The sequence below is a fragment of the Mycobacterium syngnathidarum genome (genome assembly GCF_001942625.1).
Taxonomy (GTDB): Bacteria; Actinomycetota; Actinomycetes; order Mycobacteriales; family Mycobacteriaceae; genus Mycobacterium; species Mycobacterium syngnathidarum.
In genome coordinates this window covers 1-24,734 of the sequence record NZ_MLCL01000001.1, presented here as the reverse complement: position 1 = coordinate 24,734, position 24,734 = coordinate 1, and the positions used below count along the sequence as shown (strand labels likewise).

The following is a 24,734-nucleotide window of genomic DNA, read 5'->3' as shown; positions in this document are numbered from 1 at the left end:
TGAGCGGAGCGAACGGACAGCCGAAGTGACTGATTTGCGGCTGTACGACACCATGGCGGGTGCCGTACGAGACTTCGTACCGCTGCGGCCGGGGCACGCTTCGATCTACCTGTGCGGTGCGACCGTCCAGGGCTTGCCGCATATCGGTCATGTCCGTAGTGGAGTCGCGTTCGACGTGTTGCGCCGCTGGCTGACCGCCAATGGGTACGACGTTGCGTTCATCCGCAACGTCACCGATATCGACGACAAGATCCTCAACAAGGCGGCTGACGCCGGCCGACCGTGGTGGGAGTGGGCCGCGACGTATGAGCGGGCGTTCAGCGCCGCCTACGACGCACTGGGTGTGCTTCCGCCGTCGGCTGAGCCGCGGGCCACCGGCCACATCACCCAGATGGTCGAGCTCATCGACCGGCTGATCGAGAAGGGCCACGCGTACGCCCAGGGTGGCGACGTCTACTTCGATGTGCTCAGCCTGCCCGATTACGGTGCGCTGTCCGGGCACCGTATCGATGACGTGCACCAGGGCGAGGGGGTGGCGACAGGCAAGCGCGATCAGCGCGATTTCACGCTGTGGAAGGGCGCCAAGCCGGGTGAACCGTCGTGGCCGACACCCTGGGGCCGGGGCCGGCCCGGTTGGCACACCGAGTGCGTGGCGATGTGCGAGGCGTACCTGGGCGCGGAGTTCGACATCCACGCCGGGGGTATGGATCTGGTCTTCCCGCACCACGAGAACGAGATCGCCCAGGCACAGGCCGCGGGCGACGGCTTCGCCCGGTACTGGCTGCACAACGGCTGGGTCACCATGGGCGGCGAGAAGATGAGCAAGTCGCTGGGCAATGTGCTGTCGATTCCCGCTGTGCTGCAACGGGTTCGGGCAGCCGAGCTGCGCTACTACCTGGGCAGCGCGCACTATCGGTCCATGCTGGAATTCTCCGAGACGGCGCTGCAGGACGCGGTGAAGGCCTACAGCGGTATCGAAGATTTCCTGCACCGGGTGCGCAACCGCGTCGGTGCCGTCGCCGTCGGTGACTGGACGCCGAAATTCGCGGCCGCACTCGACGACGACCTCGCGGTGCCGATGGCGCTGGCCGAGGTGCACGCTGCCCGCGCCGAGGGCAACCGCGCACTGGACGCCGGTGATCACGCGGGGGCGATGGCGCAGGCCACCTCGATCAGGGCGATGATGGGCATCCTGGGCTGCGATCCGCTCGATGAGCGTTGGGAGTCCCGCGACGAGACGTCGGCCGCACTGGCTGCCGTGGATGAATTGGTGCAGTGGGCGCTGGCCGGCCGGGCCGAGGCCCGGGCCAACCGGGACTGGGCGGCGGCCGACGCCATCCGGGACCGGCTCAAGGCGGCCGGCATCGAGGTCACCGACACTGCCGACGGCCCGCAATGGGCACTGGTGGACGGGAACGGAGCGTAGATGGCCGGGAATTCGCAGCGGCGCGGCGCGGTGCGCAAGCCGGGGACCAAGAAGGGGCCGACGGTTGGGTCCGGTGGCGTGCGTCGCCGCGGGCTGGAAGGCCGCGGGGCCACACCGCGCGCGGACCAGCGTCCGCATCATCCGGCCGCCAAGAAGGCCGCCAAGGCGGCGCGTCAGGCGCAGGGCCGGCATCGCAAGACCGACGACACCGAATTGGTGCTGGGGCGCAATCCGGTCGTGGAGTGTCTGCGGGCCAAGGTTCCGGCCACCGCCCTGTATGTGGCGCTGGGCACCGAAGCCGATGAGCGGTTGACCGAATCCGTGCAGATCGCCGCCGACCGCGGCATCTCGATCCTCGAGGTGCAGCGCCACGATCTGGATCGGATGAGCAACAACGGGTTGCACCAGGGCATGGCGCTGCAGGTGCCGCCGTACAACTACGCCCATCCCGACGACTTGTTGAAGGCCGCCCGGGATTCCGGGGAGCCGGCGCTGATGGTGGCGCTGGACAACATCTCCGATCCGCGCAACCTGGGTGCCATCGTGCGTTCGGTGGCTGCCTTCGGCGGGCACGGTGTGTTGATCCCGCAGCGGCGCTCGGCTTCGGTGACCGCGGTGGCGTGGCGCACCAGCGCCGGGGCCGCGGCCCGCACACCCGTGGCTCGGGCGACGAATCTGACTCGCGCGCTGAAGAGTTGGGCCGACGCCGGCCTGCAGGTGGTCGGCTTGGATGCCGGTGGTGACACCACACTCGACGAGCTCGAGGGCAGCGGCCCGATGGTCGTGGTGGTCGGCTCGGAGGGCAAGGGCCTGTCGCGGCTGGTGCGGGAGAACTGCGATGCGGTGGTGTCGATCCCGATGGCCGGGCCTACGGAGTCGTTGAACGCCTCGGTGGCCGCCGGCGTGGTACTGGCTGAGATTGCCCGTCAGCGCCGCACTTCCTGATTTGCCGTTCGGTCTGCGCCAACGGCGCACACATGTGAGTGAGGCCCGCCCGGACCGCAGACTCAACTCCGGGCTCAGGCCCGCTGCGGCTAACCTCCGAGGACACGCAGGCTGACCCACAGCGCCACCACACCGGCCACCAGGGTGAACGGCACGGTCGCCAGCCCTACCCGACTGAACTCGGTGAACCGAGCAGGCAGCCCCTCGCGATGGACCACATTGCGCCACAGCAGGTTTGACAACGAGCCGATGTAGGTCAGGTTGGGGCCGACATTGACCCCGATCAGCACGGCCAGCACCGCGCCCGGTCCGGCTCCGGCCACCAGCGGTAGTAGCACCAGCGCGGCCGGAAGATTGTTGACCAGATTGGCCAGCACGGCCGCGACGGCCGCCAGACCCAACAGTGCGGGTAGTGAATCACCGACCGGAAGCACGCCCCGCATGGCCTCGCCGAGACCGTTTTGGACCACCGCGTCCACCACCACGCCAAGGCACAGCACAAACGCCAGGAACGGCACGTTGACCGCGCGTACGATCCCGCCGATGGTGCTGCGCCGCTGGGCCAGACTGCGCACGCCGAGCACCACCGCACCGGCCAGCGCCGCCCAGGCGGGCGACACATCGAACACCGAGATGACGACGAAACCTGCCAGGGTCAAACCCAGCACCACGATCACGAACACCGGCACCTCAGGTGGCGGGGGAGTAACGTCGGCGGCCGGGGGTTTCAACTCGTGGCGGAAAAGCCAACGCAGGATGACGAATTCGACAGAGATGACGGCCAGCCAGGGCAGCGCCATCACCGCGCTGAACTGAGTGAAGGACAATCCCGCCACGGCGAATGCCAACAGATTCGTCAGGTTCGACACCGGAAACAGCAAGGACGCGGAGTTGGCCAGATGTGCGCTGGCATAGGCATGTGGCCGCGGCGGCACCGACAGGGTGCGGGCGGTGGCCAGCAGCACCGGCGTCAACAACACCACGGTCGCGTCCAGGCTCAGCACAGCCGTCGTCGTCGCCCCGATCAGGAAGACCCGGACCAGCAGCCGCTGAGAATCTCCCCGGCTGGCCCGGGCCATCAGCGTGCCCGCAGCGTGGAACAGGCCCTCGTCGTCGCACAGGTGGGCCAGAACCAGCACGGCCGCCAGGAATCCGACCACCGGCAGCAGGCGACCCGCCTCGGCCAGGGCGTCGTCCGGTGAGATCACGTCGCATGCGATCAACAGGCCGGCGGCCGGGATCGCGACAACGGCCTCGGGCCAGCCCTCGGGGCGCGCCAGCGCGAACACCAGGACCACGGCCAGCAGCACCAGGGCCAGTATCAACGGCGTGGATCCTTTCGGCCGGTCGAACATTCGATTTCACACCGAGCGTGACGCAGGGGTCGCTCCGTCGCGGTGCCTGCGACATCTGCGTCACTCTCGGCGCGGTGTGGCTGCCGCAAGCGGTTCAGCGGCTCAGCTGATCCACGGATCGGCACGTTCCCACAGTGTGGGCAGATGCAGGCTGACCCCGTCGCGTTCGGCCAGCCTGGTCAGCACGCGCATCGACACGTCCAGGTCGTCACCGGCAAAAGGCAAGGCCCGCAACGGTTTGTGCAGCGGCCGGAAGAAGTCGTCCCAATGGATCAGCACCACGCGGCGCGCACCGACGGTGCGGACGGTTTCGGCCCAGTAGTTTTCGAAATACCGTTCGGACTGCAGCCCGAGTTGGCCGACACCCAGGTAGACCACCTCGGCGCGCTGCCCGGCCAACGCGCCCGGCACCGCGCCGGCGCTGCCGACGATCAGCAGGGTGCGGTCGCTGGGCCGATGGTGCACCAGCGTCGACCAGGCTTCGCCGCACTTGTACGCCGAAGCTTTGACCGGCGGTACGACGGGGGTGGTGATCGTGCCGGGAAAACGATCCGGCGGGCAGTGTTCGGACTCGAACAGCGTCACGTCGAAGGCGCCGAGGGTGAGGGCTTCGCCAGGAGTGACCGTGACGATCCGTTCGGGGGCGAGGCCGCCGCCCACTCCCACCTGGGCCGTCGAGGTGCCGCCCACCAACCGGGCGCCGGTCCGCTCGGCCACCACGGCCGAGTCCATGGCGTGGTCGAAGTGGGTGTGAACCGGCAGCACCGCCTCGAGCTTGTCGATGCCGAGGCGGGCCAGGCTGCCGTCGATGCGGGGCAGTGACGGCTTCAGCTTGCGCAGCACGACGCTGGGCAGTGCGGGCCGCGAGAAGAAACCGTCGGTCAAGATCGCCGACGAGCCGTCGTCCACCAGCAGCGTGCTGACCCCCGCCCAGGTGAGGGTGACCGGGGATTGTGCTGTGCTCGACGGCACGTCGAAGAACCGCGCATAGGAGGCCAGGTCGGGCCTGCCGGGCTTGGGCCGCATGGGCCCACCCTAGGACTTAGATGTGTCCGTAGCGGCGCCGGAACTTCTCCACCTGCCCGGCTGCGTCGAGATGGCGGGCAGTGCCGGTCCAGAACGGGTGTGAGTCGCTGGTGACGTCGACGACGATCAGCGGGTAGGTCTGGGGTCCTTCCGGCGTGGCCCATTCGATGGTGCGCTCACTGGTGGCTGTGGACCGGGTCAGGAACTGGCTGCCGGTGGCGGCGTCCTGGAACACCACTGGGTGATAGTCGGGGTGGATGTTCGGTTTCACGGTTGTCCTCCTTCGTGGTGGCCGCGCGTCGCGGCTTCGTCGGCGCCGGCCTGGTCATCGCATGGGTCTTCGTGCCAGTCGCCGAACGGGTCGGGGTAGTGCGCCCACTCGCCGGGCCGGGTGAGTTCGTCGTCGGTGAGCAGCGCGCCGTGGAGCGCGTCGCTGATCTCGTCCGGGCGGGCGCCGCAGACCAGGACGGTCAGTGACACATGGCGGTCGCCGTACGCGTTGTGCCAGTCGATCGCGGCCATCGCCAGCCGTTCGGGGTCGGTGTAGGCCCGCTCGGTGGAATCCATTGCTGCCAGCCATTTCCCGGCGCTGCTGAAATGCAGTCCGCCGCCTGCGGACTCGATCCACATGACCTCGGCCGGGCGGTTGGCCAGCCAGGCTCGGCCGCGGGTGCGCACGACGCCCTCGAGCAGTGGATCGATGGCAGCGTGCAGGCGCAGCGGATGAAACGGCCGTCGCGCGGTGAACTCGACGATGCCGACCTCACCGTCTTGATCCAGCGGTGGTTGGCCGTCGAGCAGCGGATCGTGCGGTGAGCCGACGCGGCCACGCCGGGTCCCGGGGTCCAGGTGTGCCAGCGCCGTCTCGACGCGTTGGGTGCCGACGGTGATGCGGGCTCGGGGCGCGAGCCGGCGCAGCACGGACAGGGTGGTGGCCTCGGGCTCGGTCAGCACCAGCGCATCGGCGAACTCGGCCTGGCCGACCACCACCTGGGCGACAGTGCGGCCGTCGCCCAGCTCGTCGTCGCCAACCGCTTGCCGCAGCCAGTCCTGGGTGTCGATGCAGGTGGTGACCGCCGCGATGCTGACGTCGCGGGCGGCGGGCCCATCGATGTAGCCCGGCCCCACCTGCACGTGGATGTTCTCGATGGCCCAGCACACCGGTTCGGGTTCGAGCCAGCCCATCAGGGCCACGACGATGCGGGTGACATCGCTGCGCCGGTGCAGCCGCCGCAGCAGGATCAGCAGGTCGTCGCGCACTGTGCAGGTCACGCAGCCGTGCGCCAGCTCGAGGGCCATCTCCGACGAGCCGTTCTGATCGGTGACGTCCCTCAGCACCACCTGCCCGTCGTAGGTATGACGGACCAGCACGGTCCCCGGACAGCGGCTCAACTGATCGGCCACACCTTCGACGTCGCCCTGACCGGCGACCAGCACAACAGGGGTGCGCACCTGGCCTCCCAACTAGCTATTGAAAATGATTATCATTACGCTTAAGCCAGGCTACCCCACGAGTGAGGAGATTCAATGTCGGCCCATTGCCAGGTCACCGGGCGCTCGCCCGGGTTCGGCAACACGGTGTCGCATTCGCACAAGCGAAATCGCAGGCGCTGGAATCCGAACATCCAGAACAAGACGTACTACCTGCCGTCGGAAGGGCGCCGGATCCGACTTCGGGTGAGCGCCAAGGGAATCAAGGTGATCGACCGCGACGGCATCGAAGCCGTGGTGGCACGGCTCCGTAGCGCAGGGGAGAAGATCTGATGGCCAGTACCGATGTTCGCCCGATCGTGAAACTGAAGTCGACGGCCGGGACCGGCTACACCTACGTCACCCGCAAGAACCGCCGCAACGATCCCGACCGCATCGTCCTGCGCAAGTACGACCCGGTGATCCGCAAGCACGTCGACTTCCGCGAGGAGCGCTGATGGCGAAGAAATCCAAGATCGTCAAGAACGATCGGCGCCGTGAGCTGGTGGCGCGCTATGCCGAACGGCGGGCCGAGCTCAAAGAGGCCATCCGCAACCCGGCCAGCACGCGTGAGCAGAAGGCCGCGGCGGTCTCGGCGCTGCAGCGGCTGCCGCGCGATTCGAGCCCGGTGCGGCTGCGGAATCGAGATTCGGTCGACGGCCGGCCACGCGGGCATCTGCGCAAGTTCGGCCTGTCGCGGGTGCGGGTGCGCGAACTTGCCCACCGGGGAGAGCTTCCCGGCGTGCGGAAGTCGAGTTGGTGATGGCGACCAAGACCCGGAAGAACGCGCGGAAACGTCCGCCGGCAACGGAATTGAAGAAGCCTCGGCGTAATCAGCTGACCGCCCTGGGCATCACCGAAGTCGACTACAAGGATGTCCAGCTGCTTCGCACCTTCATCAGCGAGCGGGGCAAGATCAGGTCCCGCCGGGTCACCGGGCTGACCCCGCAGCAGCAGCGCCAGGTCGCCACCGCGATCAAGAACGCCAGGGAGATGGCGCTGTTGCCGGTGGTCGGCCCGGCTTGATTTACCATCGACGGTGATAGAGCGACTGCGGATCGTGGAAGCCGGTGTGAATCCGGCGCGGTCCCGCCACTGTGATCGATGGGTCGGCATCAGCTGATCCTCGAGAGCCAGATACGCACCGCAGTCGCCACCTCGCACGTACTGGGGCGGATCTCCCTGGAGAGGATGGGTGCGCACATGGCTGTTCGTTGGTTGTTCGCCGGTCTGGCGTCGGTGCTACTGGTATCGGGATGCGCCTCGACCCCCGCACCCGAAACCGATGCGGCAGCGGCCGGATATCCGGTGACCGTCGACAACTGCGGTATGACGACGACCTATGACCGTCCGCCGGCCAGGGCGGTGGCCCTCAACCAGCATGCGATCGAGACGCTACTGGCGCTCGGCCTGGAAAACTCCATGGTCGGTACGTCCTATCTCGATGACCGCATCCTGCCCGAGTATCAGGCTGCGTACGACAGCGTGCCGGTGCTGGCCGAGGAGTACCCGTCCTATGAATCCCTGCTGGCCGTGGAACCCGATTTCGTCTACGGCGGGTGGGAAAGCGCCTTCGACGAAAAGGAGGGGCGCGGCAGGCAACGGCTGGCCGATGCCGGGATTCCCACCCGGCTCAACATCGAGGACTGCCTGGACCACCCGGTCAGCCTGACGACCGTGGATGACGAAATTCGCGACGTCGGAACGATCTTCGGTGTCCAGGACCGCGCCGAGCGGCAGATCGAGAAGCTGCACCGCGAGCTCGCGCTGTCCGGCGACAAGGTGCGCGGAGTCCGACCGGTTCGGGTGGCCGTCTATGACAGCGGTGAGGCGACGGTGTTCACCTCTGGCGGCAAGGGCATCGGCAACCTGATGATCGAGGCGGCTGGTGGAGTCAACCTGTTCGCCGATGTCCCCAGGGTGTGGGGCGACGTGTCGTTCGAGCAGTTCGCCGAACGCACACCCGAAGCCATCTTGATCTACGACTACGGCGATCAACCCGTCGCGGACAAAAAGCGATTCCTGACCGAACATCCTCTGCTGCAGCATGTTCCGGCAGTGCGGCAGCAGCGGTTCGCGGTCCTTCCGTTGTCCTCGGTCGTGGTCGGGGTGCGGGTCGGCCAGGCGGTGGACGCCCTGGCCAGGCAGCTGCATCCGGATCGGTTCTGGTGACCCGCTACCGCCTGGTAATCGCATCGCTCGTGGCACTGCTGTTGGCGTCGATGACCGCCGGCGTCGCGGCCGGGTCGGTGTCGCTCCCGCCGCAGCAGGTCTGGGCCATCGTGGTGCACGCAATCCACCCGGTACTGGCCGAACAGAGCTGGCCCGCGGTGCGCGAGTCGATCGTGATCGACGCCCGGCTGCCCCGGGTGGTGCTGGGAGCGGTGGTCGGTGCGGGCCTGGCGGCCTGCGGCATGGCCCTGCAGGCAGTGGTGCGCAACCCGCTCGCCGACCCCATGCTGCTGGGCGTCTCCTCGGGAGCATCGGTCGGGGCGGTCGCGATACTGGTTCTCGGCGCGGGCGCGCTCCAGGTGGTCACCTTGCCGCTGGCGGCTTTCGTCGGAGGGTTCCTCGCCCTCGTCGTGGTGTACTTCTTGGCCCGTTCGGGCGGGCGGATGACCACGGTGCGGCTCATCTTGGCCGGCGTCGCGGTGGCCGAGGTGCTGTCGGCATTGGCCAGCCTGGTGATCGTCACCTCCGATGATCCACACAAGGCGCAGTCGGCCGTCCGGTGGATGCTCGGAGGCCTGGGCGGAACCACCTGGCGCATGGTCTGGATTCCTGCGCTGGCCGTATTCGTCGGTGTTCTGGTACTTTTGGCGGCCAGCAGACCGCTGAACCTGCTCTACACCGGTGAAGAGGCGGCCGCGTCGCTCGGGCTGGACGTGCACCGGTTCCGGGCGGCGATGTTCGTCGTCGTGGCCCTGATGGTGGGGGCGATGGTCGCGGTCAGCGGCACCATCGGCTTTGTCGGGCTGATCATGCCGCACGTGGTGCGTCTGGTGGTCGGCGCCGATCACCGCAGGGCGTTGCCCGCCGCCGTGTTGCTGGGCGCGGCGTTTCTCGTACTCTGCGACATCGTGGCCCGTACCGTGGCCGCACCCGAGGAACTGCCGGTCGGGATTCTCACCGCGCTCGTCGGCGGACCGTTCTTCCTATGGTTGATGCGGCGGAAGGCACAGGCATGACGCCAGTTTCGTTCGAGTCGGTCTCGGTGTCCGTGCGCGCCAAGTCCTTGGTCACCGATGTCTCGTTGTCGGTCGGTTCGGGGGAGATGCTGGCCGTGGTCGGCCCCAACGGAGCGGGCAAAACCACCCTGCTGCGCACGCTGTACCGGGCTCAGCGGCCCAGTGCCGGACGCGTCCTGGTCGGCGACGCCGACATCTGGACGCTGCCGGGAAAGCGGGCCGCCCGTCGGGTCGCAGCGGTGTTGCAGGAAGCCACCGGCGATTTCGAGCTCACCGTGTTCGACATGGTGGCGATGGGTCGCACGCCGTACAAACGATCGTTCGAGGCCGACAACTCCGAGGACGTCGAGATCATCGACGCGGCGCTGGCCGCACTGGACATCGCCGAGCTGAGCGGCGCCGATTACTGCCGACTGTCGGGAGGACAGAAGCAACGGGTGCTCATCGCCCGTGCCCTGGCGCAACGCACCAGTGTGATCGTGCTCGACGAACCGACCAACCACCTGGACCTGCGGCACCAGCACGAGGCTCTGCAGTTGCTGAGGGATACCGGCGCCACGGTGGTCGCTGCTTTGCATGACCTGAACCTCGCCGCGGCGTATTGCGATCGGATCTGTGTCCTCGACAAGGGCCGGCTGGTCACGGTGGGCGAGCCCGGGCAGGTTCTCACCGTCGATCTGCTCGGCGACGTGTATGGCGTCGAGGCCCGGATCGATGCCGATACCGGCAGGCCACGCGTCACCGTCGCACCCAGAGCGGTGGCCCGGCTGTGAACATCGAGAGCCAACTTGCCGAGATCACCTCATACGGAGGGTTTTTCGCGATCACAGTCGGCGGGGATTCGGCGGACTGGATTCCGATGCAGCGCTGCTATGACGAGGGTTGCGCCGACCTGGTCGTTGCCACTACCGACCGAAACCGGACGTCCGATCTGCGCATCGGTGCCTCCCTCGTGCAGTTCAGCCATGCATCGCGGTTGTGGTCACCCGTACTGGCGACCGCGCTGGGACACGGTGTCATCCCGGATCTGACTGCGCTGCAACGTCGCGACACCGGGACAGATCTGCGACTTCCGGAACCGCTGGGAAATCCGGTGGATCCCGATCGTCCGCTGGCCGGGCAGTTGTATCGCGCTGTGGTCACCGACCACCTTGAACCCCTGGCAGCGGGCCTGCGGGTCAAGATGGCGCCTCGCCTTCTCTACGGCAACGCTGCGGCTGCGCTGGTCGCGGCTGCGGCCGATCTGGCCAGGGCTCGGCCCGGATTGCGTGACGATGTCGTCGAGGTCACCGAATCCCTATTGGCGACAGCTGAACTGGCCGGGACGGGGGCCCTGAGCGGCCTCACTTTTCGGCGACGCAGTTGTTGCCTGTATTACCGGGTGCCCGGCGGATCGAAGTGTGGTGACTGCGCCCTCAGGCATCGGTAAGCGTAGGGATGTGTGATTCGTGAGGCTCTACGATCACCTCCGCGAATCAAAATGAGGTAACCCGGTTTCCGGCAGTGGGGCCCGGTTTGAGGGTGTAGATGGTGTCGATGGTGACGACGACTGCGTAGTGGGGTGACTTCATGCCGCGGTCGGTGGCGAATGCAACGGCGTTGTCGAACGCGGGGCCCGAGTCGTGCAGCGTGGGGGTGCCCAGGAACCGGAAACCGTCCAGAGCGTCGCGGTCGATGACCGCGACGGCAATCTTGGACCCGTTACGGATGTTGGTCAGGGTCTGCCCGCCTGTGTTCTCGTTGAAGATGAGCGATCCGTCGCCGTAGACGCGCAGCGATCGTTTCGGCCCGACATTGGGGGTTCCGGAGTCGGTGACCGAGGCCACGATCGGCAGCTGGGTCGCGAGCATCGCTTTCATGGGTTCGGTGAGCATGGCCGCAGGACTGTCCTTTCTGTTGTGAAATTTGTTGACAAACACCGGTATTGAGGGTGGGGGTGGACATGTTCGCGCGACGGCGACGAATCGGCCCGTGTCCACGTCTGGGAGGCGGATGGCCACCGATAGCAAGTGGGCCAGCTTCTCGGCCAATGCTGCCGGGTGACGGCTGGTGCGCACGATTGCCGCGGCGACCGTCTTGTCACCGTCGGCCAATGCGCCCAGCACGGCCACCGCGTCCTCCCATCCCCCGTATCCGTCGTGCACGCCAGTACCTCCGCAATATTAAGGTAGACCGAAACAAATGATTTGGTAACTCTAACTTATTGATCGACTTGGCGGTCGTGTCCCCGACTGTCAACTTCCAGTTGTTGGTAACCAGCGCCGTCCAAAATGAACATATTGCAGATTCGGGATCCCGATACTAAGGTTTCGGGCTACCGAAAAATGACAACGTGAACGTTGCCATTGGGTTGAGAGGTGGCAGATGGGGCGAGGTCGGTGGTTGGTGGCCAAGGCCGTGACGATCGTTGGTGTCGCGGCGGTGGTGGTGGGCTGTGTCTCCGAGGGCGGCGCTGGCGATGACGACCGGCCAACGGTGTTGACGACGTTCACCGTGCTGGCCGATATAGCCACCAACGTCGCGGGCGAGCATCTGACGGTGGAATCGATCACCAAACCGGGGGCGGAGATTCACGGCTACGAACCCACCCCCGGCGACATCAAGAAGGCCACCGGCGCCGATCTCATCCTCGACAACGGCTTGAACTTGGAAGCATGGTTCGCCCAGTTCGTCGACGGCATCGACGTTCCGCACGTGGTGGTCAGCGACGGGGTGGCGCCCCTGGACATCGCCGAAGACGCCTACGCCGGCATGCCGAACCCGCACGCATGGATGTCACCGATGAACGTGCAGATCTATGCCGACAACATGGCCGAGGCTTTCGCCGAACTCGACCCCGCACACGCGCAGGACTACCGCGACAACGCCGCTGCCTACCGCACCCAACTGCAAGAGGTCCACGATGAGCTCGTCGCTCGGCTCGACGCGTTGCCAGCCACCCAGCGAGCACTGGTGACGTGCGAAGGAGCCTTCTCCTACCTGGCTCGCGATGCCGGACTGACCGAGAAGTACATCTGGGCGGTCAACGCCGAACAGCAAGCCACGCCGCAGCAGATCGCCTCGGCCATCGAGTTCGTCAACACCAACAAGGTGCCGGCGGTGTTCTGCGAGTCCACCGTCTCCGACGCGCCGATGCAGCGCGTCGTAGAAGCTACCGGAACCCGTTTCGGCGGGATGCTGTTCGTCGACTCGCTGTCTGAAGCCGATGGACCGGTGCCGACCTACCTGGATTTGATCCGCCACGATGCCAGCACCATCGCAACGGCGCTGACGGCCGACCGCGTCTCGTGACCGTTCCCGCACTGCAGGTCGAATCGGTCACCGTGCACTACGGACCGGTGCTCGCCCTCCGCGACGCGACGCTCGCCCTCGAGCCGGGCCGGGTGTGCGGGCTGGTCGGTATGAACGGCTCCGGGAAGTCGACCTTGTTCAAGGCCATCATGGGATTGGTGCGGCCTGACAGCGGGACCGTGCACATCCACGGCGCCGGCCCCGCACGAGCCCGCAAAGCAGGGCGCGTTGGTTATATGCCGCAGAGCGAGGCCATCGACTGGGCGTTCCCCCTGTCGGTCCGGGATGTCGTGCTCACCGGTCGCTACGGACAGATGGGACCAACTCGGCGCGCCCGGGCTGCCGACCACCACACCGTTGACGACGCGCTGGCGCGGGTCGAGCTCGTCGATTACCAGCACCGTCAGATCGGACAACTTTCTGGGGGACAACGCAAACGCGCCTTTCTGGCACGGTGCATCGCCCAAGGTGCTGACCTGCTGCTGCTCGACGAACCGTTCGCCGGTGTCGACAAACGCAGTGAAGCCACCATCAGCGGGTTGCTGCGTGACCTCGCCGGCGGCGGCGCGACGATCCTGGTCTCCACTCACGACCTGCACGCCCTGCCCGAACTCGCCGACGAAGCGGTTCTGTTGATGCGCACCGTGCTCGCCCACGACCAACCCGACATCGTGCTGCAACCGCAGAACTTGGCGCGCGCCTTCGGTCTGGACATGCTCAACGACACTTCGGGAAAACGATGAACATCGTCGAATTCCTGCTCGAGCCCCTGCGACTGGAATTCATGGTCCGCGCCACGGCCACGACCCTGATCGCGTCGGTGGTGTGTGCCACCCTGTCGTGCTGGCTGGTGCTGATCGGCTGGTCGCTCATGGGAGATGCGGTCTCGCACGCCGTGCTGCCCGGGGTCGTGTTGGCCTACATCGTGGGTGCCCCATTTGCGTTGGGCGCCATCATTTTTGGTTTCGCCGCAGTCGCCCTCATCGGGATCGTCCGCGATACCAGTCGCACGAAGGAAGACGCCGCAATCGGCGTTGTCTTCACCACGCTGTTCGCCCTTGGTCTGGTGATGATTTCGATCACGCCAAGCCAAGTCGATCTCAATCACATCATCTTCGGCAACCTGCTCGGCGTCTCGCGATCCGACCTGACCCAAGTCGCCATCCTCGGCGCCTTCGTCTTGGCGATCCTGCTCTACAAGCGCCGCGACTTCACCCTCTACGCCTTCGATCCCAACCATGCCCACGCCATCGGCCTCAACCCGCGGATACTCAGCGCCGCACTGCTCGGATTGCTCGCCCTGACCGCCGTCGTCGCGCTGCAAGCCGTCGGCGTCGTCCTGGTCGTCGCCCTGCTCATCACCCCCGGCGCCACCGCATACCTGCTCACCGACCGATTCGGCCGCATGCTGCTCATCGCACCCACTCTCGCCGCCGCGTGCGCGCTGATCGGCCTCTATGCGAGCTATTACCTGGACACCGCATCCGGACCCATGGTCGTGCTCGCCAACGGCGCTACCTTCACCCTGGCCTACCTCTTCAGCCCCGGCCACGGATTGCTCGCCAGACACCGGCATCCCGCCGCACCCACCGACGGCCAGATGCCAGAGAGCAAAAGTCGTCCTTGAGTCTCAGACACTGTCGAGGCTGCGAGGCTAGGCGTAGGGACGTTCGGGGGCTTCGGTGCGCACGACACTCAGGGCCGTCATCGTCGGGATGGTGCTGCGGCTCGAATCACTCTGCCCCGCAGGGATCGTGCCCTCCACCTTGATCCACGTGTTGTCCGGATAGCCGGCCAGCTGGGCGGCGGCCGGCCCGGAAAGGTGGATGCGGGCGAGTTGAGCGTCGGCGGCGCAACAGACGATCAACACCCGCGCCAGATCCGTGCGGTCACCGTCGCGCATCGTGAACCCGGTGAGGGTGATCGTCCGGTTGTCGAGGGTCCCGGCGCTGTCCTGGGCGACGCGGACCAGCACATCGGGCAGTGAGACCTCGGGTGCCCGGCCATCGGGTAGCGGCGGAAATGGCCGCCGCAGCACGTCGGTGGATACCGGGGTGACCGAGGCGGCATCGGGCCGGATGGCGGGTGGCACGACAAAGCCCAGCAACGCGATGGGAATCAGCAGCAGCCATCCGATCCCGGCCCGGTGTTTGTGGTCATGCGCATCGGCGTGATGGTCGTGGTCGCCACCTCGGCGGATATCCCGCACGATCGCCGCCAAAGCGAGCACGACGAGCAGCACCGCGGTGGCGATCAGATAGGGCAGTAGTGTCGGTTTGACGTAGCGGGTGAATGTTCCGGTGATGGCGATGATCGCGGTGCTGATCCCGATCAGGAGCAGCAACGCGTTCTCGGTCTCCCGGCTCACTGTGGCCCCAGGACGAGCAATCCGACACCGGTGGCCGCGAGGGTGGCGACCACAAACGTGGCGGGGGAGAAACGGATCGCGAACGCCCGGCCGAACATTCCGGCCTGCATCGCGAAGAGTTTGAGATCGACGGCGGGACCGACGACCAGGAACACCAGTCGGGGCAGCAGCGGAAGCATGCTCAGGCTGGCTGCGACGAACGCATCGGCCTCCGAGCACAGCGACAACACGACGGCGAGGACGGCCATGGTGATCACCCCGAGCACGAGTTGGCCGGCCAGATGGTCGTACACCCAGCTGGGCACGAGCACGCGTAGGGCAGCCGCGGCGGTCGCACCGATCACCAGATAGGAGCTCGCGGACAGGAAGTCGTGCCGAGCCGCCTCGGTGAACACAGCCCATCGTGAGCCCTCGGAGTGCGTCGGGTCCGGCAATCGCCGGGTGATCCACTCCGGCCTGCCGAATCGGGCCCATGCCGCACCCATGATGAGCGCGGTGAGCAGCGACGCGGCACACCGTGCGGCCACCATCTGCGGGTGGCCGGGGAAGGCGACCGCCGTCGCGACGAGCACAACGGGGTTGATCGCCGGGGCAGCGAGCATGAAGGTCAACGCGGCCGCACCCACGGTGTCGCTTCCGGCCCCCTCACCAAACAACCTGCGCGCCACTGGAACCGAGCCGCATTCACAGCCGGGTAGTGCCGCACCTCCGACACCGGCCGCCAGGATCGCGGTGCTGGTGCGCCTGGGCAGCCAGCGGGCCAGCCGGGCCGGGGTGACGAATACCGCGAGCAGTCCGCTGATCACCACCCCGAGGGCCAGAAAAGGCAGCGCTTGCACGAACACTCCGCAGAACACCGTGGCGGCAGTGCCGACGTCTGGCATGCCCAGAACGAAGGAGTGCATCGCGTCGCCGGCCAGCGCCAGCGCAATGATGCCGACGACCAGCATCTGCATCGAGGTCGGCCGCCACCGGGTTACCGCTTCGCTCGTGGCCACGCCGCCATGATGCCAGCTATCCCTGCGCGTCCGGCTGTGCACCGACCGTCCGCCGGAAAATTTGTTACCCGCGCTAGTGGTGGAAACAGGGGATAACATGGCTGGATGGTGTGGCATGGCGTGTTGGCAAAGGCGGCGACGACGGTCATCACCGGCGCTGTCGGGGTGGCGGCCTACGAGGGGCTACGCAAAGCGGTCGCAAAGGCTCCGGTACGGGAAGCCGCGGTGACGACGACATCCTGGGCGCTTCGGGGGGCGCGTAAAGCCGAGGAAGGTGCCGAGAGTGCCCGTTTGAAGGTCGCCGATGTGATGGCCGAGGCACGGGAACGGATCGGCGAGGAAGTGCAGCCTCCGGCGGTCGCCGACGGCGGACACAACCACGATCACTGAGCCTCGTGGAAACCGGATCGGTAGTCTCCGACGCCGCGGGCCGAATGCGCGTGCAGGCGCCGTGGTTTCGCGGTGACGCCGTGCGTGCGGTAGCCATTGAGGACGCCGTCGACCAGGTGCCTGGTGTTCGAGCGGTGCATGCCTATCCGCGTACCGCATCGGTCGTGGTCTGGTATTCGCCCAAGCGCTGTGACCGCGCAGCGGTGTTGGCTGCCATCACCGCAGCCGCCGACGTGGCCCGTCACCTTGTTCCCATCCGTACCCCCCGTTCTGCCGATATTCACAACGCCGACGTCGTCCGGATGGTCGTCGGCGCAATCGCATTGGCACTGCTCGGGATTCGGCGGTACGCCTTTGCCCGGCCCCCGCTGCTCGGACCTACCAGTCGGACCTTCGCCACCGGGGCGACGATCGTCACCGGCTACCCCTTCTTGCGCGGTGCACTGCGGACGCTGGCCGGAAACCGCTCTGCCGGCACCGACGTGCTCGTGTCGGCAGCCACGGTGGCCAGCCTGGTACTCCGCGAGAACGTGGTCGCCCTGACCGTGCTGTGGCTGCTCAACATCGGTGAGTACCTGCAGGACCTGACTTTGCGGCGCACCCGACGGGCGATCGCGAATCTGCTGCAAGGTACCCAGGACACGGTGTGGCTGAAGCTGGCAGACGGAACCGAGGTCGAGGTCGCTGTCGACACCGTGCGGGTCGGCGACCAGGTCGTGGTCCACGAGCAGGTAGCCATCGCCGTTGACGGTGTGGTCAGCGATGGAGAGGCGATCATCGACCAATCGGCGATCACCGGTGAGAATCTTCCGGTGGCTGCCGGCCTCGGTAGCAAGGTCTACGCCGGCTCGGTCGTGGTGCGCGGAAGATTGGTGGTCACGGCCGAGGCGGTCGGGAGCCACACGACGATCGGGCGGATCATCAGCCGGGTGGAAGAGGCGCAGCAGGACCGCGCCCCCATACAGACGATCGGCGAGAATTTCTCGCGACGGTTCGTACCCGCCTCGTTCCTGTTGTCGGCGGCAACGTTGGTCGTGACCAGGGATGTGCGTCGGGCGATGACCATGTTGCTGGTCGCCTGCCCGTGTGCGGTGGGATTGTCCACCCCGACCGCGATCAGCGCGGCGATCGGCAACGGTGCCCGGCGCGGCATCCTGATCAAAGGCGGATCCCACCTGGAACAGGCCGGTCGCGTAGACGCGGTCGTATTCGACAAGACCGGTACCCTCACTGTTGGCCGTCCAGTCGTCACCAATATTGTTGCGTTCCCCAAGGATTGGGAGCCGGAACAGGTCCTGGCCTACGCCGCCAGCTCGGAGATCCATTCTCGCCACCCACTGGCCGAAGCGGTGATCCGTTCGACTCAGGAGCGTCATATCGAGATACCGCCGCACGAGGAGTGCGAGGTGCTCGTCGGGTTGGGGATGCGGACCCGAGCTGACGGTCGAACTCTTCTGCTCGGCAGTCCGTCGCTGCTCCGTCAGGAGAAGGTGCGGGTGACCAAGCGGGCCTCGGAGTGGGTGGACAAGCTGCGCAAGCGCGCTGAGACGCCGCTGCTGCTCGCGGTGGACGGCAAGCTGGTCGGTTTGATCAGCCTGCGTGACGAGATCAGACCGGAAGCCGCCGGGGTGCTCAGTGCGCTCAGGGCGGCCGGGGTGCGGCGCATGGTGATGTTGACCGGTGACCATCCGGACGCCGCTGCGGCCGTCGCCGACGAACTCGGCATCACGGAGTGGCGGGCCGAGGTCATGCCAGAGGACAAGCTGGCAGTCGTACTTGAACTGCATGCCGAGGGCAATACCGTGGCCGTCATCGGTGACGGAGTCAACGACGCACCCGCGCTCGCGGCGGCCGACATCGGTATCGCGATGGGGCTCGGCGGCACCGATGTGGCAGTTGAGACCGCTGATGTCGCACTCGCCAGTGACGATCTGCGCCGACTGCTCGACGTGCGGGCGTTGGGCGGGCGCGCGGTCGATGTGATCCAGCAGAACTACGCAATGTCCATCGCCGTGAACGCAATCGGCTTGATTATCGGTGCCGGCGGTGCACTGTCGCCGGTTCTCGCCGCGGTCCTACACAACGCCTCATCGGTCGCTGTGGTGGCCAACAGCGCGCGCCTCATCCGGTATGAACTGGACCAGGGCTCAGTTCCGAGAACTGATCCTGGCCAGGTTCAGGTCGGCGCGTAGCCGTCCGGGCAGGTTTTCACGGTTCCATCGGCCGGCTGCGATCCAGTCGCAGGCATCTTGTGCGTCCGCCTCGGTATTGACGGGACCGATCCAGATCACGGCTCCAGTGGGCGCGCGGTGTTCCGAGCAGGGTTGCAGTGCGAGAACCGCACCGCGATCGGAACCTGCTGTCGTACAGGTGAATCTGCCGAGCAGGCACTGGGTGGTGACCAGAATGCCATGCGGGCATTGGCGGATGACGCTACCGAGTTGCTGCAACAAGAAGTGCGGCTCTGCCGAGCACTGCGCACAGAGGGCGACGGTGAATGGCTCGCGGGTGTACAGCCGGTTGGGCATCGGGGCCTTCCACGTGGATTGCGCCAGGGGCCTTGTTGATAATCATTTTCAACTAGCCGTCTTCACGCTACAGTGCTAACCGCAGCTTGTCGAAAACCATTTTCAATTAGCGCTTGTCGAGGAGGATCATGGGCCGACTGACTGGCAAGGTCGCAATCGTGACCGGTGGAGCTCGAGGCCAGGGGCGCAGCCACGCGATCCACATGGCCGACGAGGGCGCAGACATCATCGTGATCGACATCGGCGAAGACATCGCCAGCAACCGGTACCCATTGGCCACTCGGGAGGATCTCGATGAGACGGCAAGGCTGGTCGAGAAGGCCGGCCGCCGCGTCGTGGCCGCACAAGTCGACGTCCGCGACCGGATCGGTTTGAAGAAAGTCGTCGATGATGCCGTCGCCGAACTCGGCGGACTGCACATCGTCGTCGCCAACGCCGGAATCTGCCCGCTGGGCAACGATGTTCCGGTCCAAGGTTTCGTAGATGCATTCGACGTGGATTTCATAGGAGTGGTCAACACCGTCCACGTCGCGCTTGCGCATCTGAATGCGTTCGGGGCGATCGTCGTCACCGGTTCGGTTGCCGGCCTGGTGCCGCAAGCAGGCGGTGTCAATGGCCAGGGCGGCCTGCAGGGTCCGGGTGGCGATGGGTACGGCCTGGCGAAGAAGATGATTCGGGACTACACCCGGTCATTGGCTCTCACATTGGGACCGCAGCAGATCCGAATCAACGCCGTGCATCCGACCAATGTTGACACGGACATGTTGCAGAACCCGTCGATGTATCAGACGTTCCGGCCGGATTTGCCCCAGCCGACTCGTGGGGACGCCGAAGTCACCTTTCCGTTCATGCAGGCGATGCCGATTCCCTACATCGAACCCGCCGACATCTCCCACGCCGTGGTGTACCTGGCATCGGACGAGTCGCGATATGTCACCGGTCAACAACTCTTCGTCGATGCGGGCGCCTCGTTGAAGCTCGGGCTGTAGCTGCGAGGGGTACACATGCACAACGGGCCGCCGGGCGGGCGGCGACCAGCCAGTTCGGTGTCGGTGCGGCGGATCGCGTTCAAGTTCGACCAGGCACAACCTTCGCGCCGCCACTTTGTCGCCGATGACATCGCGATGAGTCATCTGGTGGCGCTGCTGTCCGGCTTCTTCCCTTCGGGGGAAGAGTTCTTCATCCATTCGGTGCGCCGCTATCGGGAACGGATCGACGATCCTCAGCTGGACAAACAAGTCGCCGGATTCATCGGTCAGGAGACGACGCATGGTTTGCAGCATCGCGCGCTGAACGCCGAGCTCATCAGGATGGGCTACTGGGCCACCGGTGGCATCGACAGGCTCGGCGTCAAGTTGGTGAAACGCTTTGAGCGCCAGCGTGATCGACTGCCGGATGTGCTGGCCAGATTTGCCTTGGCTTGTACGGCGGCGGTGGAGCATTTGACCGCGGTGCTCGGCGGCCAGGTTTTGAGCACGCCGTGGGTGCAGCAGCAGCTGACCGACCCGGAGGTACGCGCCATGCTGAACTGGCATGCGATAGAGGAGATGGAGCATAAAGCGGTTGCCTTCGATGTGTATCGGTACGTCGGAGGCACCGAGCGGATGCGTCGTGCCGCGATGACCACTGTGCTGTTCCTGTTCTTGAGCAGAGCTGTGGTACTTGCGCTTTCGATCGGCTCCGATCGATGGGCGTGGCGACACCCGAAGCGGGCGTTGGGTAGTGTTGTCGCGTTGCCGGGTCGGCCGTTGTTCGACGGGATCGCGCCTCAGATACGGCAGTACTACGTCATGGATTTCCACCCTGACCACATCGACCACAACGAACTGCTCGACCGTTGGCGAACCGAATATTTCGGCTCCGACGGTGCGCTGCTGGACCATCTGAAGTAGACCACTGGAGTGCAGCTGTGACCAACGCGATCGAAGTTTCCTCACTTTTCCGCTACATCGAAGAACTACACGGTGAGCGCCCGTGGGGAAGTGTGCTCGATGCCGGTACCGGGGTGAAGTCTCTGGAGTGGATCCTGACGCTGCCCACCGAACGCTGGACCGCGGTGACTGCGTCGCACAGTATGGCGGACAACATTCGCGGCGCCTTGCATTCACCTCCGCGGCAACAGGACCGGTTGCTGGTCGGGAACTGGGTAAATGACAGTCTGTTGACCGGAGAGGGATTCGACACGGTACTGGTCGACTATCTGGTCGGCGCGGTCGAAGGTTTCGCACCGTACTGGCAAGACCGCGTGTTCGAACGCTTGCGCCCCCTGGTCAGGGAAAATGGTCGGCTGTACCTCATCGGACTCGAGCCTTATGTGCCACATGAGCCGGAAACCGACGGCGGACGGATTATTTGGGAGATCGGCAGGGTGCGCGACGCATGCTTGCTGCTGGCCGGTGAGCGCCCCTACCGGGAGTATCCAATGGACTGGATCATGCGCAAGCTCGGACAGTCCGGTTTCCGGATGCAGGAGGCGCGCCAGTTCCCGATCCGCTATCGGGCCCGATTTGTCAACGGCCAACTCGATATGTGTCTGGCTCGGCTGCAACGCTTTGCCTCCGACGAGGTTTCCGCGAGCATGCGAAGCTACGTCGAAGACATCCGGGCTCGGGCATTGCAGTTTGCCGAGGCCCATGACGGGATTCGCCATGGGCACGACTACGTGATCGCCGCAGATCCAATGTGATTCTGTCGCAGCTGGTCTACTGACCACCACACTTTTCGGCAATGACCGAGCTGAGGCGTTCCGCGGAGCGCAACCGGTCAGCCTGCGCTGGTTCAGTCGTCGGAACTCCTGAGATCGCGATCGCACCGATATCCATCAGAGTTTCCGCGAATTCGGTTGCCGGCTCACGAAGTTCGGAAGGCACGGCGGTGTCGATCTGGGACATCAGGTACTCGCCACCGCCGAAGAGGGCTAGGCGGGCGTTGGCCGCAACCGCCAAACCTCCGGCGACGTCATTGGGGCCACCCGGCGCGCTGGCATTGGTGTTGAGTGAGACTCCACGACGCACCGTTGAAAAGGCGGAACAGGCCTTCTGCTTGGCTGCGGTGCTCGTTGCGTCATCGGCTGCCGGCGGTCCGGCTGCTTCGGAAGCCGTCGGTCGAAATACGGTCCATGCGGACAAGGCCAAAGCTCCGGCAGCCAGGATCAAGGCCACCACAGCGACGTTGATTCGTTTCGGGAGTTGTGCGGTCGCGGGCTCGGGCTGCGTCGAGACCTCGGTTCGCTCGTCCTTGACGTCTGATTCATTCATGATTGTCGTACTGCTCTCTTCCACGGCTAGATACGCGGGACTGTAATTTCGTTTCCGGGTGCACAAGTGCGACGCGGGCGCCGACCAGGGAGAGGCCGACGCCCGCGCTGGAAAAACTAGTACCTCACAACAGCTTTGGAATCAGTCCTTGGAGCTGCTGTCAGCCTTCTTGCGTTCGGACTTGCTGCTTGCGCTGCCAGCCTTCTTGGGTGCGCTTGCGCTGGTAGCTCCGGCTACTTTCTTGGGTCCGCCTCCGCTGCTGGTGCTGCTGGCGGGTTTCTTGCGTTCGGGCCGGCTGGTGGTGCTGGTGGCCTTCTTGCTTTCGGACCCGCTGGTGGAACCGGCAGCTGCGCTGGAGTGACTGTGGTCGTGGTCGTGGTCGTGGTCGTCGCCACCGCCGTGATCATGGTCGTGATCGTGGCTGTGCGGGAACACGCCATCGCGACCGTGCGCGCCCGGTGCGCCGGGAGTGGAGTGCTGCCCGTCGATGCCCAAGGCGGTTCCGCCAGCACCTCCTTCGCCGCCAAAGCTGGTGATCAGACCGTGGCCTCCCGGACCGCCGGTCCCGCCGGTGGCGTGCCCCTCCGGTGCCTCGGCATCTCCGCCGTCTCCGCCGATTCCGCTGGCCCCGTGAATCGGCGAGTCCCCGCCCTTGCCGCCGTTTCCGGCGACGGCGTCACCGTGGTAGGAAGCCGCGCCACTGCCGTTGCCGCCGGAACCGCCGTCGCCGTACCAGGAAGCGCCGCCGTCTCCACCCTTGCCACCGGTGGTCAGTCCGACGCCGACGGCGCCGGGCACGCCGGAGTCGTCGATCTCGCCCTGATACGCCCCTCCCGCATGGCCGCCGTTGCCCGCGTTGCCGATAACGGTCCCTCCGCCGTTGCCGCCGTCGCCACTGGTCGCGGACGCGCCACTGGAGTGGTGGTCGTGGTCATGATCAGCGGCGGAAACGTGGTCGTGGTCGTGGTCATGGCTGTGAACGATGTCTGCGACGCCGCCGAGGCCGCCGTCCCCGGCGTTGCCGATGACAGCGCTGCCCCCGTCGCCTCCTCTGCCGCCGACCGCTTGGACGGTCACCTCTTCGCCATCGACGACGACGGTGCTACCGCCCGTTGCGGCACTGCCGCCGAACCCACCGAACCCGGCGTTTCCGAACAGACCGGCGTTGCCGCCTGTCCCGCCGGCGCCGCCGTTGACCATGCCGAGCGCGCTCACGGCCCATCCCCCATGACCGCCGTCTCCGGCGGTACCGGACAGGAATCCGCTGTTGCCGCCGTCACCGCCGGCGCCGCCGACGACGTGTGCGTCGGGGTCCTCATCGCTGCTGAGGCCGATTCCACCGAACCCTCCGTCCCCGCCGTCCCCGATTCCGAACTTGGCGTTGCCGCCATCGGCGCCGTTGGAAGCGGCGAAGAAAGTCGCCCCATCGTGGTCGTGGTCGTGCTCGTATTGCTGCCATTGGCCGGTTTCTGCGTTCTTGACGTAGTAACCGGCATCGAGGCCGTTGCCGCCGTTGCCGCCGTTGCCACCGAACAGGCCGCCGTTGCCGCCGGACGTGGCCGCAACGACGGTGCCGTCGGCATTGATGTAGGCATCTGTTCCGTCGAGGCCGTTGCCGATCAGCCAGCCACCCTTGCCCACCATCCCGAAGGTTTGGCTGGCGTCCATGTTCAACACCGAGTTCACTAACGCGGACGAATCGAACGCGACCAAGCCCATCCCGGACGGGATGCTCGTTGCCGAGGCGCTGAACAGTGATGCGTCACCGGATTTTCCACTGTTGCTCTCTGCCAGTTGTGGGAACAACAACGGTGACTGCCAGCTGCTTCCGACGAGCTGGGTCGTGCCGTCCGCCAGCGGCTCTTCTCCGGACGTCAGGGTATAGGCAATGGAATACGACGCGGCGGTGCGCTCGTTCAGCGCAAGCAGCTCGGTCTGGTCGGAACCGGGCTGAGCCAGCAAGATGGCAGCGGTTCCGGCCATGGCGACTCCGCCCAGCATGAATGGCATGACCGGCCACCTGCGACCCGCTCGATTTGCCACCCTCGCATCGACCACATCCGTGCAATATTCAGACATTTGCGTGGTTTCCTCGCTTCGAATTTGGTAAAGCACCTGCCCTCAGGGCTGCGAAGGTAGCAGCACGCAGAAAGAATTCACAGCAGATCTTCAGTTTTTGTTGGGTACCCGTGGCCTTTCGCGGCCAGATGAAAGCTGTTGTCATGCAACAGTTTGCATGCTTCAGTGGACGCGAATGGTGGCTGGTGAGGCATGTCGAAACGACTATGAGACCTGATGGATGCGGGTGCGGCCATTCATGGAATCGGCTTCAGGTCCCGGATCTCGGACCGGCTGGGGGCTTAGGTGTTCTTCACGGGTAGGTTGTGAACGCGTAGGCGCTCGATTGGTGTCATTCCGCCGATGCCGGTGTGGGGTCGGTGGTGATTGTAGTGATGCAGCCAGTGCTGGTAGGTTCCGGCGCGTTCGGCCTC

At 65.9% G+C, this 24,734-nt stretch carries 27 protein-coding genes, 1 pseudogene and 1 riboswitch; of the genes and pseudogenes, 18 read left to right on the top strand and 10 right to left on the bottom strand.

Going from position 1 to position 24,734, the window contains the following annotated elements; translation table 11 throughout:
• The first annotated feature begins 25 nt into the window (after nucleotides 1-25).
• Both cysS and rlmB read left to right on the top strand, forming a co-directional pair.
• The gene (cysS, locus tag BKG60_RS00145; protein WP_075908968.1) at nucleotides 26-1,426 is read left to right on the top strand and encodes a cysteine--tRNA ligase; all 1,401 of its coding nucleotides are present in this window, start codon (nucleotides 26-28) and stop codon (nucleotides 1,424-1,426) included.
• Complete coding sequence (gene rlmB, locus BKG60_RS00140) at nucleotides 1,427-2,371, top strand: 23S rRNA (guanosine(2251)-2'-O)-methyltransferase RlmB (RefSeq protein ID WP_070187747.1); 945 nt, start codon at nucleotides 1,427-1,429, stop codon at nucleotides 2,369-2,371. It begins immediately after the preceding gene.
• A gap of 89 nt (nucleotides 2,372-2,460) precedes the next feature.
• Here rlmB and BKG60_RS00135 read toward each other — a convergent pair whose 3' ends face one another.
• The 4 genes from BKG60_RS00135 to mrf all read right to left on the bottom strand — a co-directional run bounded on the left by BKG60_RS00135 (nucleotide 2,461) and on the right by mrf (nucleotide 6,204).
• Nucleotides 2,461-3,726, bottom strand: a complete 1,266-nt coding sequence (locus tag BKG60_RS00135) for an SLC13 family permease (RefSeq protein ID WP_120764776.1) — start codon at nucleotides 3,724-3,726, stop codon at nucleotides 2,461-2,463.
• 102 nt (nucleotides 3,727-3,828) lie between these two features.
• Entirely contained in the window at nucleotides 3,829-4,752 is a 924-nt protein-coding gene (locus BKG60_RS00130; protein WP_070943889.1) for an MBL fold metallo-hydrolase, read from the bottom strand.
• Between the two features lie 16 nt (nucleotides 4,753-4,768).
• A complete protein-coding gene (locus BKG60_RS00125; protein WP_070187749.1) occupies nucleotides 4,769-5,023 on the bottom strand; it encodes a type B 50S ribosomal protein L31 in 255 nt (84 codons plus the stop codon).
• On the bottom strand, nucleotides 5,020-6,204 hold the full coding sequence (mrf, locus tag BKG60_RS00120) for a ribosome hibernation factor-recruiting GTPase MRF (RefSeq protein ID WP_070943890.1): 1,185 nt from the start codon (nucleotides 6,202-6,204) through the stop codon (nucleotides 5,020-5,022). Before mrf ends, BKG60_RS00125 begins: the two co-directional genes overlap by 4 nt.
• 75 nt (nucleotides 6,205-6,279) lie before the next feature.
• On the opposite strand from mrf, the gene rpmB reads away from it, so the two are divergent.
• From rpmB to BKG60_RS00080, 8 genes are all read left to right on the top strand, one after another.
• Nucleotides 6,280-6,516: a 50S ribosomal protein L28 gene (gene rpmB, locus BKG60_RS00115; protein ID WP_070187751.1), complete on the top strand. Its 237-nt coding sequence runs from the start codon at nucleotides 6,280-6,282 to the stop codon at nucleotides 6,514-6,516.
• Nucleotides 6,516-6,680 (top strand): 50S ribosomal protein L33, encoded by a 165-nt coding sequence (rpmG, locus tag BKG60_RS00110; RefSeq protein WP_070943891.1) that lies wholly within the window; start codon nucleotides 6,516-6,518, stop codon nucleotides 6,678-6,680. The genes rpmB and rpmG overlap by 1 nt, the downstream gene beginning before the upstream one ends.
• On the top strand, nucleotides 6,680-6,985 hold the full coding sequence (rpsN, locus tag BKG60_RS00105) for a 30S ribosomal protein S14 (protein ID WP_070943892.1): 306 nt from the start codon (nucleotides 6,680-6,682) through the stop codon (nucleotides 6,983-6,985). The genes rpmG and rpsN overlap by 1 nt, the downstream gene beginning before the upstream one ends.
• Nucleotides 6,985-7,248 (top strand): 30S ribosomal protein S18, encoded by a 264-nt coding sequence (rpsR, locus tag BKG60_RS00100; RefSeq protein WP_070187754.1) that lies wholly within the window; start codon nucleotides 6,985-6,987, stop codon nucleotides 7,246-7,248. The genes rpsN and rpsR overlap by 1 nt, the downstream gene beginning before the upstream one ends.
• Nucleotides 7,243-7,385, top strand: a riboswitch (cobalamin riboswitch). (Overlaps the previous gene by 6 nt.)
• Nucleotides 7,386-7,425: 40 nt before the next feature.
• Nucleotides 7,426-8,394 carry an ABC transporter substrate-binding protein gene (locus BKG60_RS00095; RefSeq protein WP_083339194.1) on the top strand — a complete coding sequence of 323 codons (969 nt, stop codon included), beginning with the start codon at nucleotides 7,426-7,428 and terminating at the stop codon, nucleotides 8,392-8,394.
• Nucleotides 8,391-9,410, top strand: a complete 1,020-nt coding sequence (locus tag BKG60_RS00090; RefSeq protein ID WP_070943893.1) for a FecCD family ABC transporter permease — start codon at nucleotides 8,391-8,393, stop codon at nucleotides 9,408-9,410. The genes BKG60_RS00095 and BKG60_RS00090 overlap by 4 nt, the downstream gene beginning before the upstream one ends.
• Nucleotides 9,407-10,183, top strand: a complete 777-nt coding sequence (locus BKG60_RS00085) for an ABC transporter ATP-binding protein (RefSeq protein ID WP_070943894.1) — start codon at nucleotides 9,407-9,409, stop codon at nucleotides 10,181-10,183. The genes BKG60_RS00090 and BKG60_RS00085 overlap by 4 nt, the downstream gene beginning before the upstream one ends.
• Entirely contained in the window at nucleotides 10,180-10,839 is a 660-nt protein-coding gene (locus BKG60_RS00080) for a (2Fe-2S)-binding protein (protein ID WP_070943895.1), read from the top strand. The genes BKG60_RS00085 and BKG60_RS00080 overlap by 4 nt, the downstream gene beginning before the upstream one ends.
• Before the next feature lie 46 nt (nucleotides 10,840-10,885).
• On the opposite strand, the gene BKG60_RS32745 is transcribed toward BKG60_RS00080, so the two are convergent.
• Complete coding sequence (locus tag BKG60_RS32745) at nucleotides 10,886-11,284, bottom strand: pyridoxamine 5'-phosphate oxidase family protein (protein WP_070943955.1); 399 nt, start codon at nucleotides 11,282-11,284, stop codon at nucleotides 10,886-10,888.
• A 490-nt stretch (nucleotides 11,285-11,774) separates the two neighbouring features.
• Here BKG60_RS32745 and BKG60_RS00070 point away from each other — a divergent pair, with 490 nt between their 5' ends.
• Genes BKG60_RS00070 through BKG60_RS00060 form a run of 3 tightly spaced genes read left to right on the top strand, consistent with a single transcriptional unit; the run spans nucleotide 11,775 to nucleotide 14,328 of the window.
• Nucleotides 11,775-12,701 carry a metal ABC transporter substrate-binding protein gene (locus BKG60_RS00070; protein WP_070943896.1) on the top strand — a complete coding sequence of 309 codons (927 nt, stop codon included), beginning with the start codon at nucleotides 11,775-11,777 and terminating at the stop codon, nucleotides 12,699-12,701.
• Nucleotides 12,698-13,444 (top strand): metal ABC transporter ATP-binding protein, encoded by a 747-nt coding sequence (locus BKG60_RS00065; protein ID WP_070943897.1) that lies wholly within the window; start codon nucleotides 12,698-12,700, stop codon nucleotides 13,442-13,444. Before BKG60_RS00070 ends, BKG60_RS00065 begins: the two co-directional genes overlap by 4 nt.
• Nucleotides 13,441-14,328: a metal ABC transporter permease gene (locus BKG60_RS00060; protein ID WP_070943898.1), complete on the top strand. Its 888-nt coding sequence runs from the start codon at nucleotides 13,441-13,443 to the stop codon at nucleotides 14,326-14,328. Before BKG60_RS00065 ends, BKG60_RS00060 begins: the two co-directional genes overlap by 4 nt.
• Nucleotides 14,329-14,355: 27 nt before the next feature.
• Here BKG60_RS00060 and BKG60_RS00055 read toward each other — a convergent pair whose 3' ends face one another.
• Both BKG60_RS00055 and BKG60_RS00050 read right to left on the bottom strand, forming a co-directional pair.
• Complete coding sequence (locus tag BKG60_RS00055) at nucleotides 14,356-15,069, bottom strand: TIGR03943 family putative permease subunit (protein ID WP_070943899.1); 714 nt, start codon at nucleotides 15,067-15,069, stop codon at nucleotides 14,356-14,358.
• Nucleotides 15,066-16,025 carry a permease gene (locus BKG60_RS00050; RefSeq protein ID WP_070943900.1) on the bottom strand — a complete coding sequence of 320 codons (960 nt, stop codon included), beginning with the start codon at nucleotides 16,023-16,025 and terminating at the stop codon, nucleotides 15,066-15,068. The genes BKG60_RS00055 and BKG60_RS00050 overlap by 4 nt, the downstream gene beginning before the upstream one ends.
• Nucleotides 16,026-16,172: 147 nt before the next feature.
• Here BKG60_RS00050 and BKG60_RS00045 point away from each other — a divergent pair, with 147 nt between their 5' ends.
• The 5 genes and pseudogenes from BKG60_RS00045 to BKG60_RS00020 all read left to right on the top strand — a co-directional run.
• Complete coding sequence (locus BKG60_RS00045; protein WP_070943901.1) at nucleotides 16,173-16,457, top strand: DUF1490 family protein; 285 nt, start codon at nucleotides 16,173-16,175, stop codon at nucleotides 16,455-16,457.
• A gap of 44 nt (nucleotides 16,458-16,501) precedes the next feature.
• Entirely contained in the window at nucleotides 16,502-18,649 is a 2,148-nt protein-coding gene (locus BKG60_RS00040; RefSeq protein ID WP_070943902.1) for a heavy metal translocating P-type ATPase, read from the top strand.
• Between the two features lie 464 nt (nucleotides 18,650-19,113).
• Nucleotides 19,114-19,974, top strand: a complete 861-nt coding sequence (locus BKG60_RS00030; protein ID WP_070943903.1) for a mycofactocin-coupled SDR family oxidoreductase — start codon at nucleotides 19,114-19,116, stop codon at nucleotides 19,972-19,974.
• Nucleotides 19,975-19,989: 15 nt separating this feature from the next.
• Nucleotides 19,990-20,877, top strand: coding sequence for a metal-dependent hydrolase (locus BKG60_RS00025; RefSeq protein ID WP_070943904.1), 888 nt, complete (start codon nucleotides 19,990-19,992; stop codon nucleotides 20,875-20,877).
• A 35-nt stretch (nucleotides 20,878-20,912) separates the two neighbouring features.
• Nucleotides 20,913-21,671, top strand: a pseudogene (locus BKG60_RS00020) (class I SAM-dependent methyltransferase); the annotation flags it as partial.
• 16 nt (nucleotides 21,672-21,687) lie between these two features.
• On the opposite strand, the gene BKG60_RS00015 reads toward BKG60_RS00020, so the two are convergent.
• The 3 genes from BKG60_RS00015 to BKG60_RS00005 all read right to left on the bottom strand — a co-directional run.
• Nucleotides 21,688-22,242: a hypothetical protein gene (locus tag BKG60_RS00015; RefSeq protein ID WP_083339189.1), complete on the bottom strand. Its 555-nt coding sequence runs from the start codon at nucleotides 22,240-22,242 to the stop codon at nucleotides 21,688-21,690.
• A gap of 141 nt (nucleotides 22,243-22,383) precedes the next feature.
• Nucleotides 22,384-24,252, bottom strand: a complete 1,869-nt coding sequence (locus BKG60_RS32650; RefSeq protein WP_070943905.1) for a hypothetical protein — start codon at nucleotides 24,250-24,252, stop codon at nucleotides 22,384-22,386.
• A gap of 350 nt (nucleotides 24,253-24,602) precedes the next feature.
• The coding region (locus BKG60_RS00005) for an integrase core domain-containing protein (RefSeq protein WP_138746402.1) at nucleotides 24,603-24,734 on the bottom strand (132 nt) is incomplete at its 5' end.

What these genes read in the sequence shown, in the direction of transcription:
- rlmB (WP_070187747.1), top strand. Translation starts at nt 1,427, where the DNA reads ATGGCCGGGAATTCGCAGCGGCGCGGCGCGGTGCGCAAGCCGGGGACC.
- BKG60_RS00135 (WP_120764776.1), bottom strand. Translation starts at nt 3,726, where the DNA reads ATGTTCGACCGGCCGAAAGGATCCACGCCGTTGATACTGGCCCTGGTG.
- BKG60_RS00130 (WP_070943889.1), bottom strand. Translation starts at nt 4,752, where the DNA reads ATGCGGCCCAAGCCCGGCAGGCCCGACCTGGCCTCCTATGCGCGGTTC.
- rpmB (WP_070187751.1), top strand. Translation starts at nt 6,280, where the DNA reads ATGTCGGCCCATTGCCAGGTCACCGGGCGCTCGCCCGGGTTCGGCAAC.
- rpmG (WP_070943891.1), top strand. Translation starts at nt 6,516, where the DNA reads ATGGCCAGTACCGATGTTCGCCCGATCGTGAAACTGAAGTCGACGGCC.
- rpsN (WP_070943892.1), top strand. Translation starts at nt 6,680, where the DNA reads ATGGCGAAGAAATCCAAGATCGTCAAGAACGATCGGCGCCGTGAGCTG.
- rpsR (WP_070187754.1), top strand. Translation starts at nt 6,985, where the DNA reads ATGGCGACCAAGACCCGGAAGAACGCGCGGAAACGTCCGCCGGCAACG.
- BKG60_RS00095 (WP_083339194.1), top strand. Translation starts at nt 7,426, where the DNA reads ATGGCTGTTCGTTGGTTGTTCGCCGGTCTGGCGTCGGTGCTACTGGTA.
- BKG60_RS00085 (WP_070943894.1), top strand. Translation starts at nt 9,407, where the DNA reads ATGACGCCAGTTTCGTTCGAGTCGGTCTCGGTGTCCGTGCGCGCCAAG.
- BKG60_RS32745 (WP_070943955.1), bottom strand. Translation starts at nt 11,284, where the DNA reads ATGCTCACCGAACCCATGAAAGCGATGCTCGCGACCCAGCTGCCGATC.
- BKG60_RS00070 (WP_070943896.1), top strand. Translation starts at nt 11,775, where the DNA reads ATGGGGCGAGGTCGGTGGTTGGTGGCCAAGGCCGTGACGATCGTTGGT.
- BKG60_RS00060 (WP_070943898.1), top strand. Translation starts at nt 13,441, where the DNA reads ATGAACATCGTCGAATTCCTGCTCGAGCCCCTGCGACTGGAATTCATG.
- BKG60_RS00050 (WP_070943900.1), bottom strand. Translation starts at nt 16,025, where the DNA reads ATGCAGATGCTGGTCGTCGGCATCATTGCGCTGGCGCTGGCCGGCGAC.
- BKG60_RS00045 (WP_070943901.1), top strand. Translation starts at nt 16,173, where the DNA reads ATGGTGTGGCATGGCGTGTTGGCAAAGGCGGCGACGACGGTCATCACC.
- BKG60_RS00040 (WP_070943902.1), top strand. Translation starts at nt 16,502, where the DNA reads ATGCGCGTGCAGGCGCCGTGGTTTCGCGGTGACGCCGTGCGTGCGGTA.
- BKG60_RS00030 (WP_070943903.1), top strand. Translation starts at nt 19,114, where the DNA reads ATGGGCCGACTGACTGGCAAGGTCGCAATCGTGACCGGTGGAGCTCGA.
- BKG60_RS00025 (WP_070943904.1), top strand. Translation starts at nt 19,990, where the DNA reads ATGCACAACGGGCCGCCGGGCGGGCGGCGACCAGCCAGTTCGGTGTCG.
- BKG60_RS00015 (WP_083339189.1), bottom strand. Translation starts at nt 22,242, where the DNA reads ATGAATGAATCAGACGTCAAGGACGAGCGAACCGAGGTCTCGACGCAG.
- BKG60_RS32650 (WP_070943905.1), bottom strand. Translation starts at nt 24,252, where the DNA reads ATGCCATTCATGCTGGGCGGAGTCGCCATGGCCGGAACCGCTGCCATC.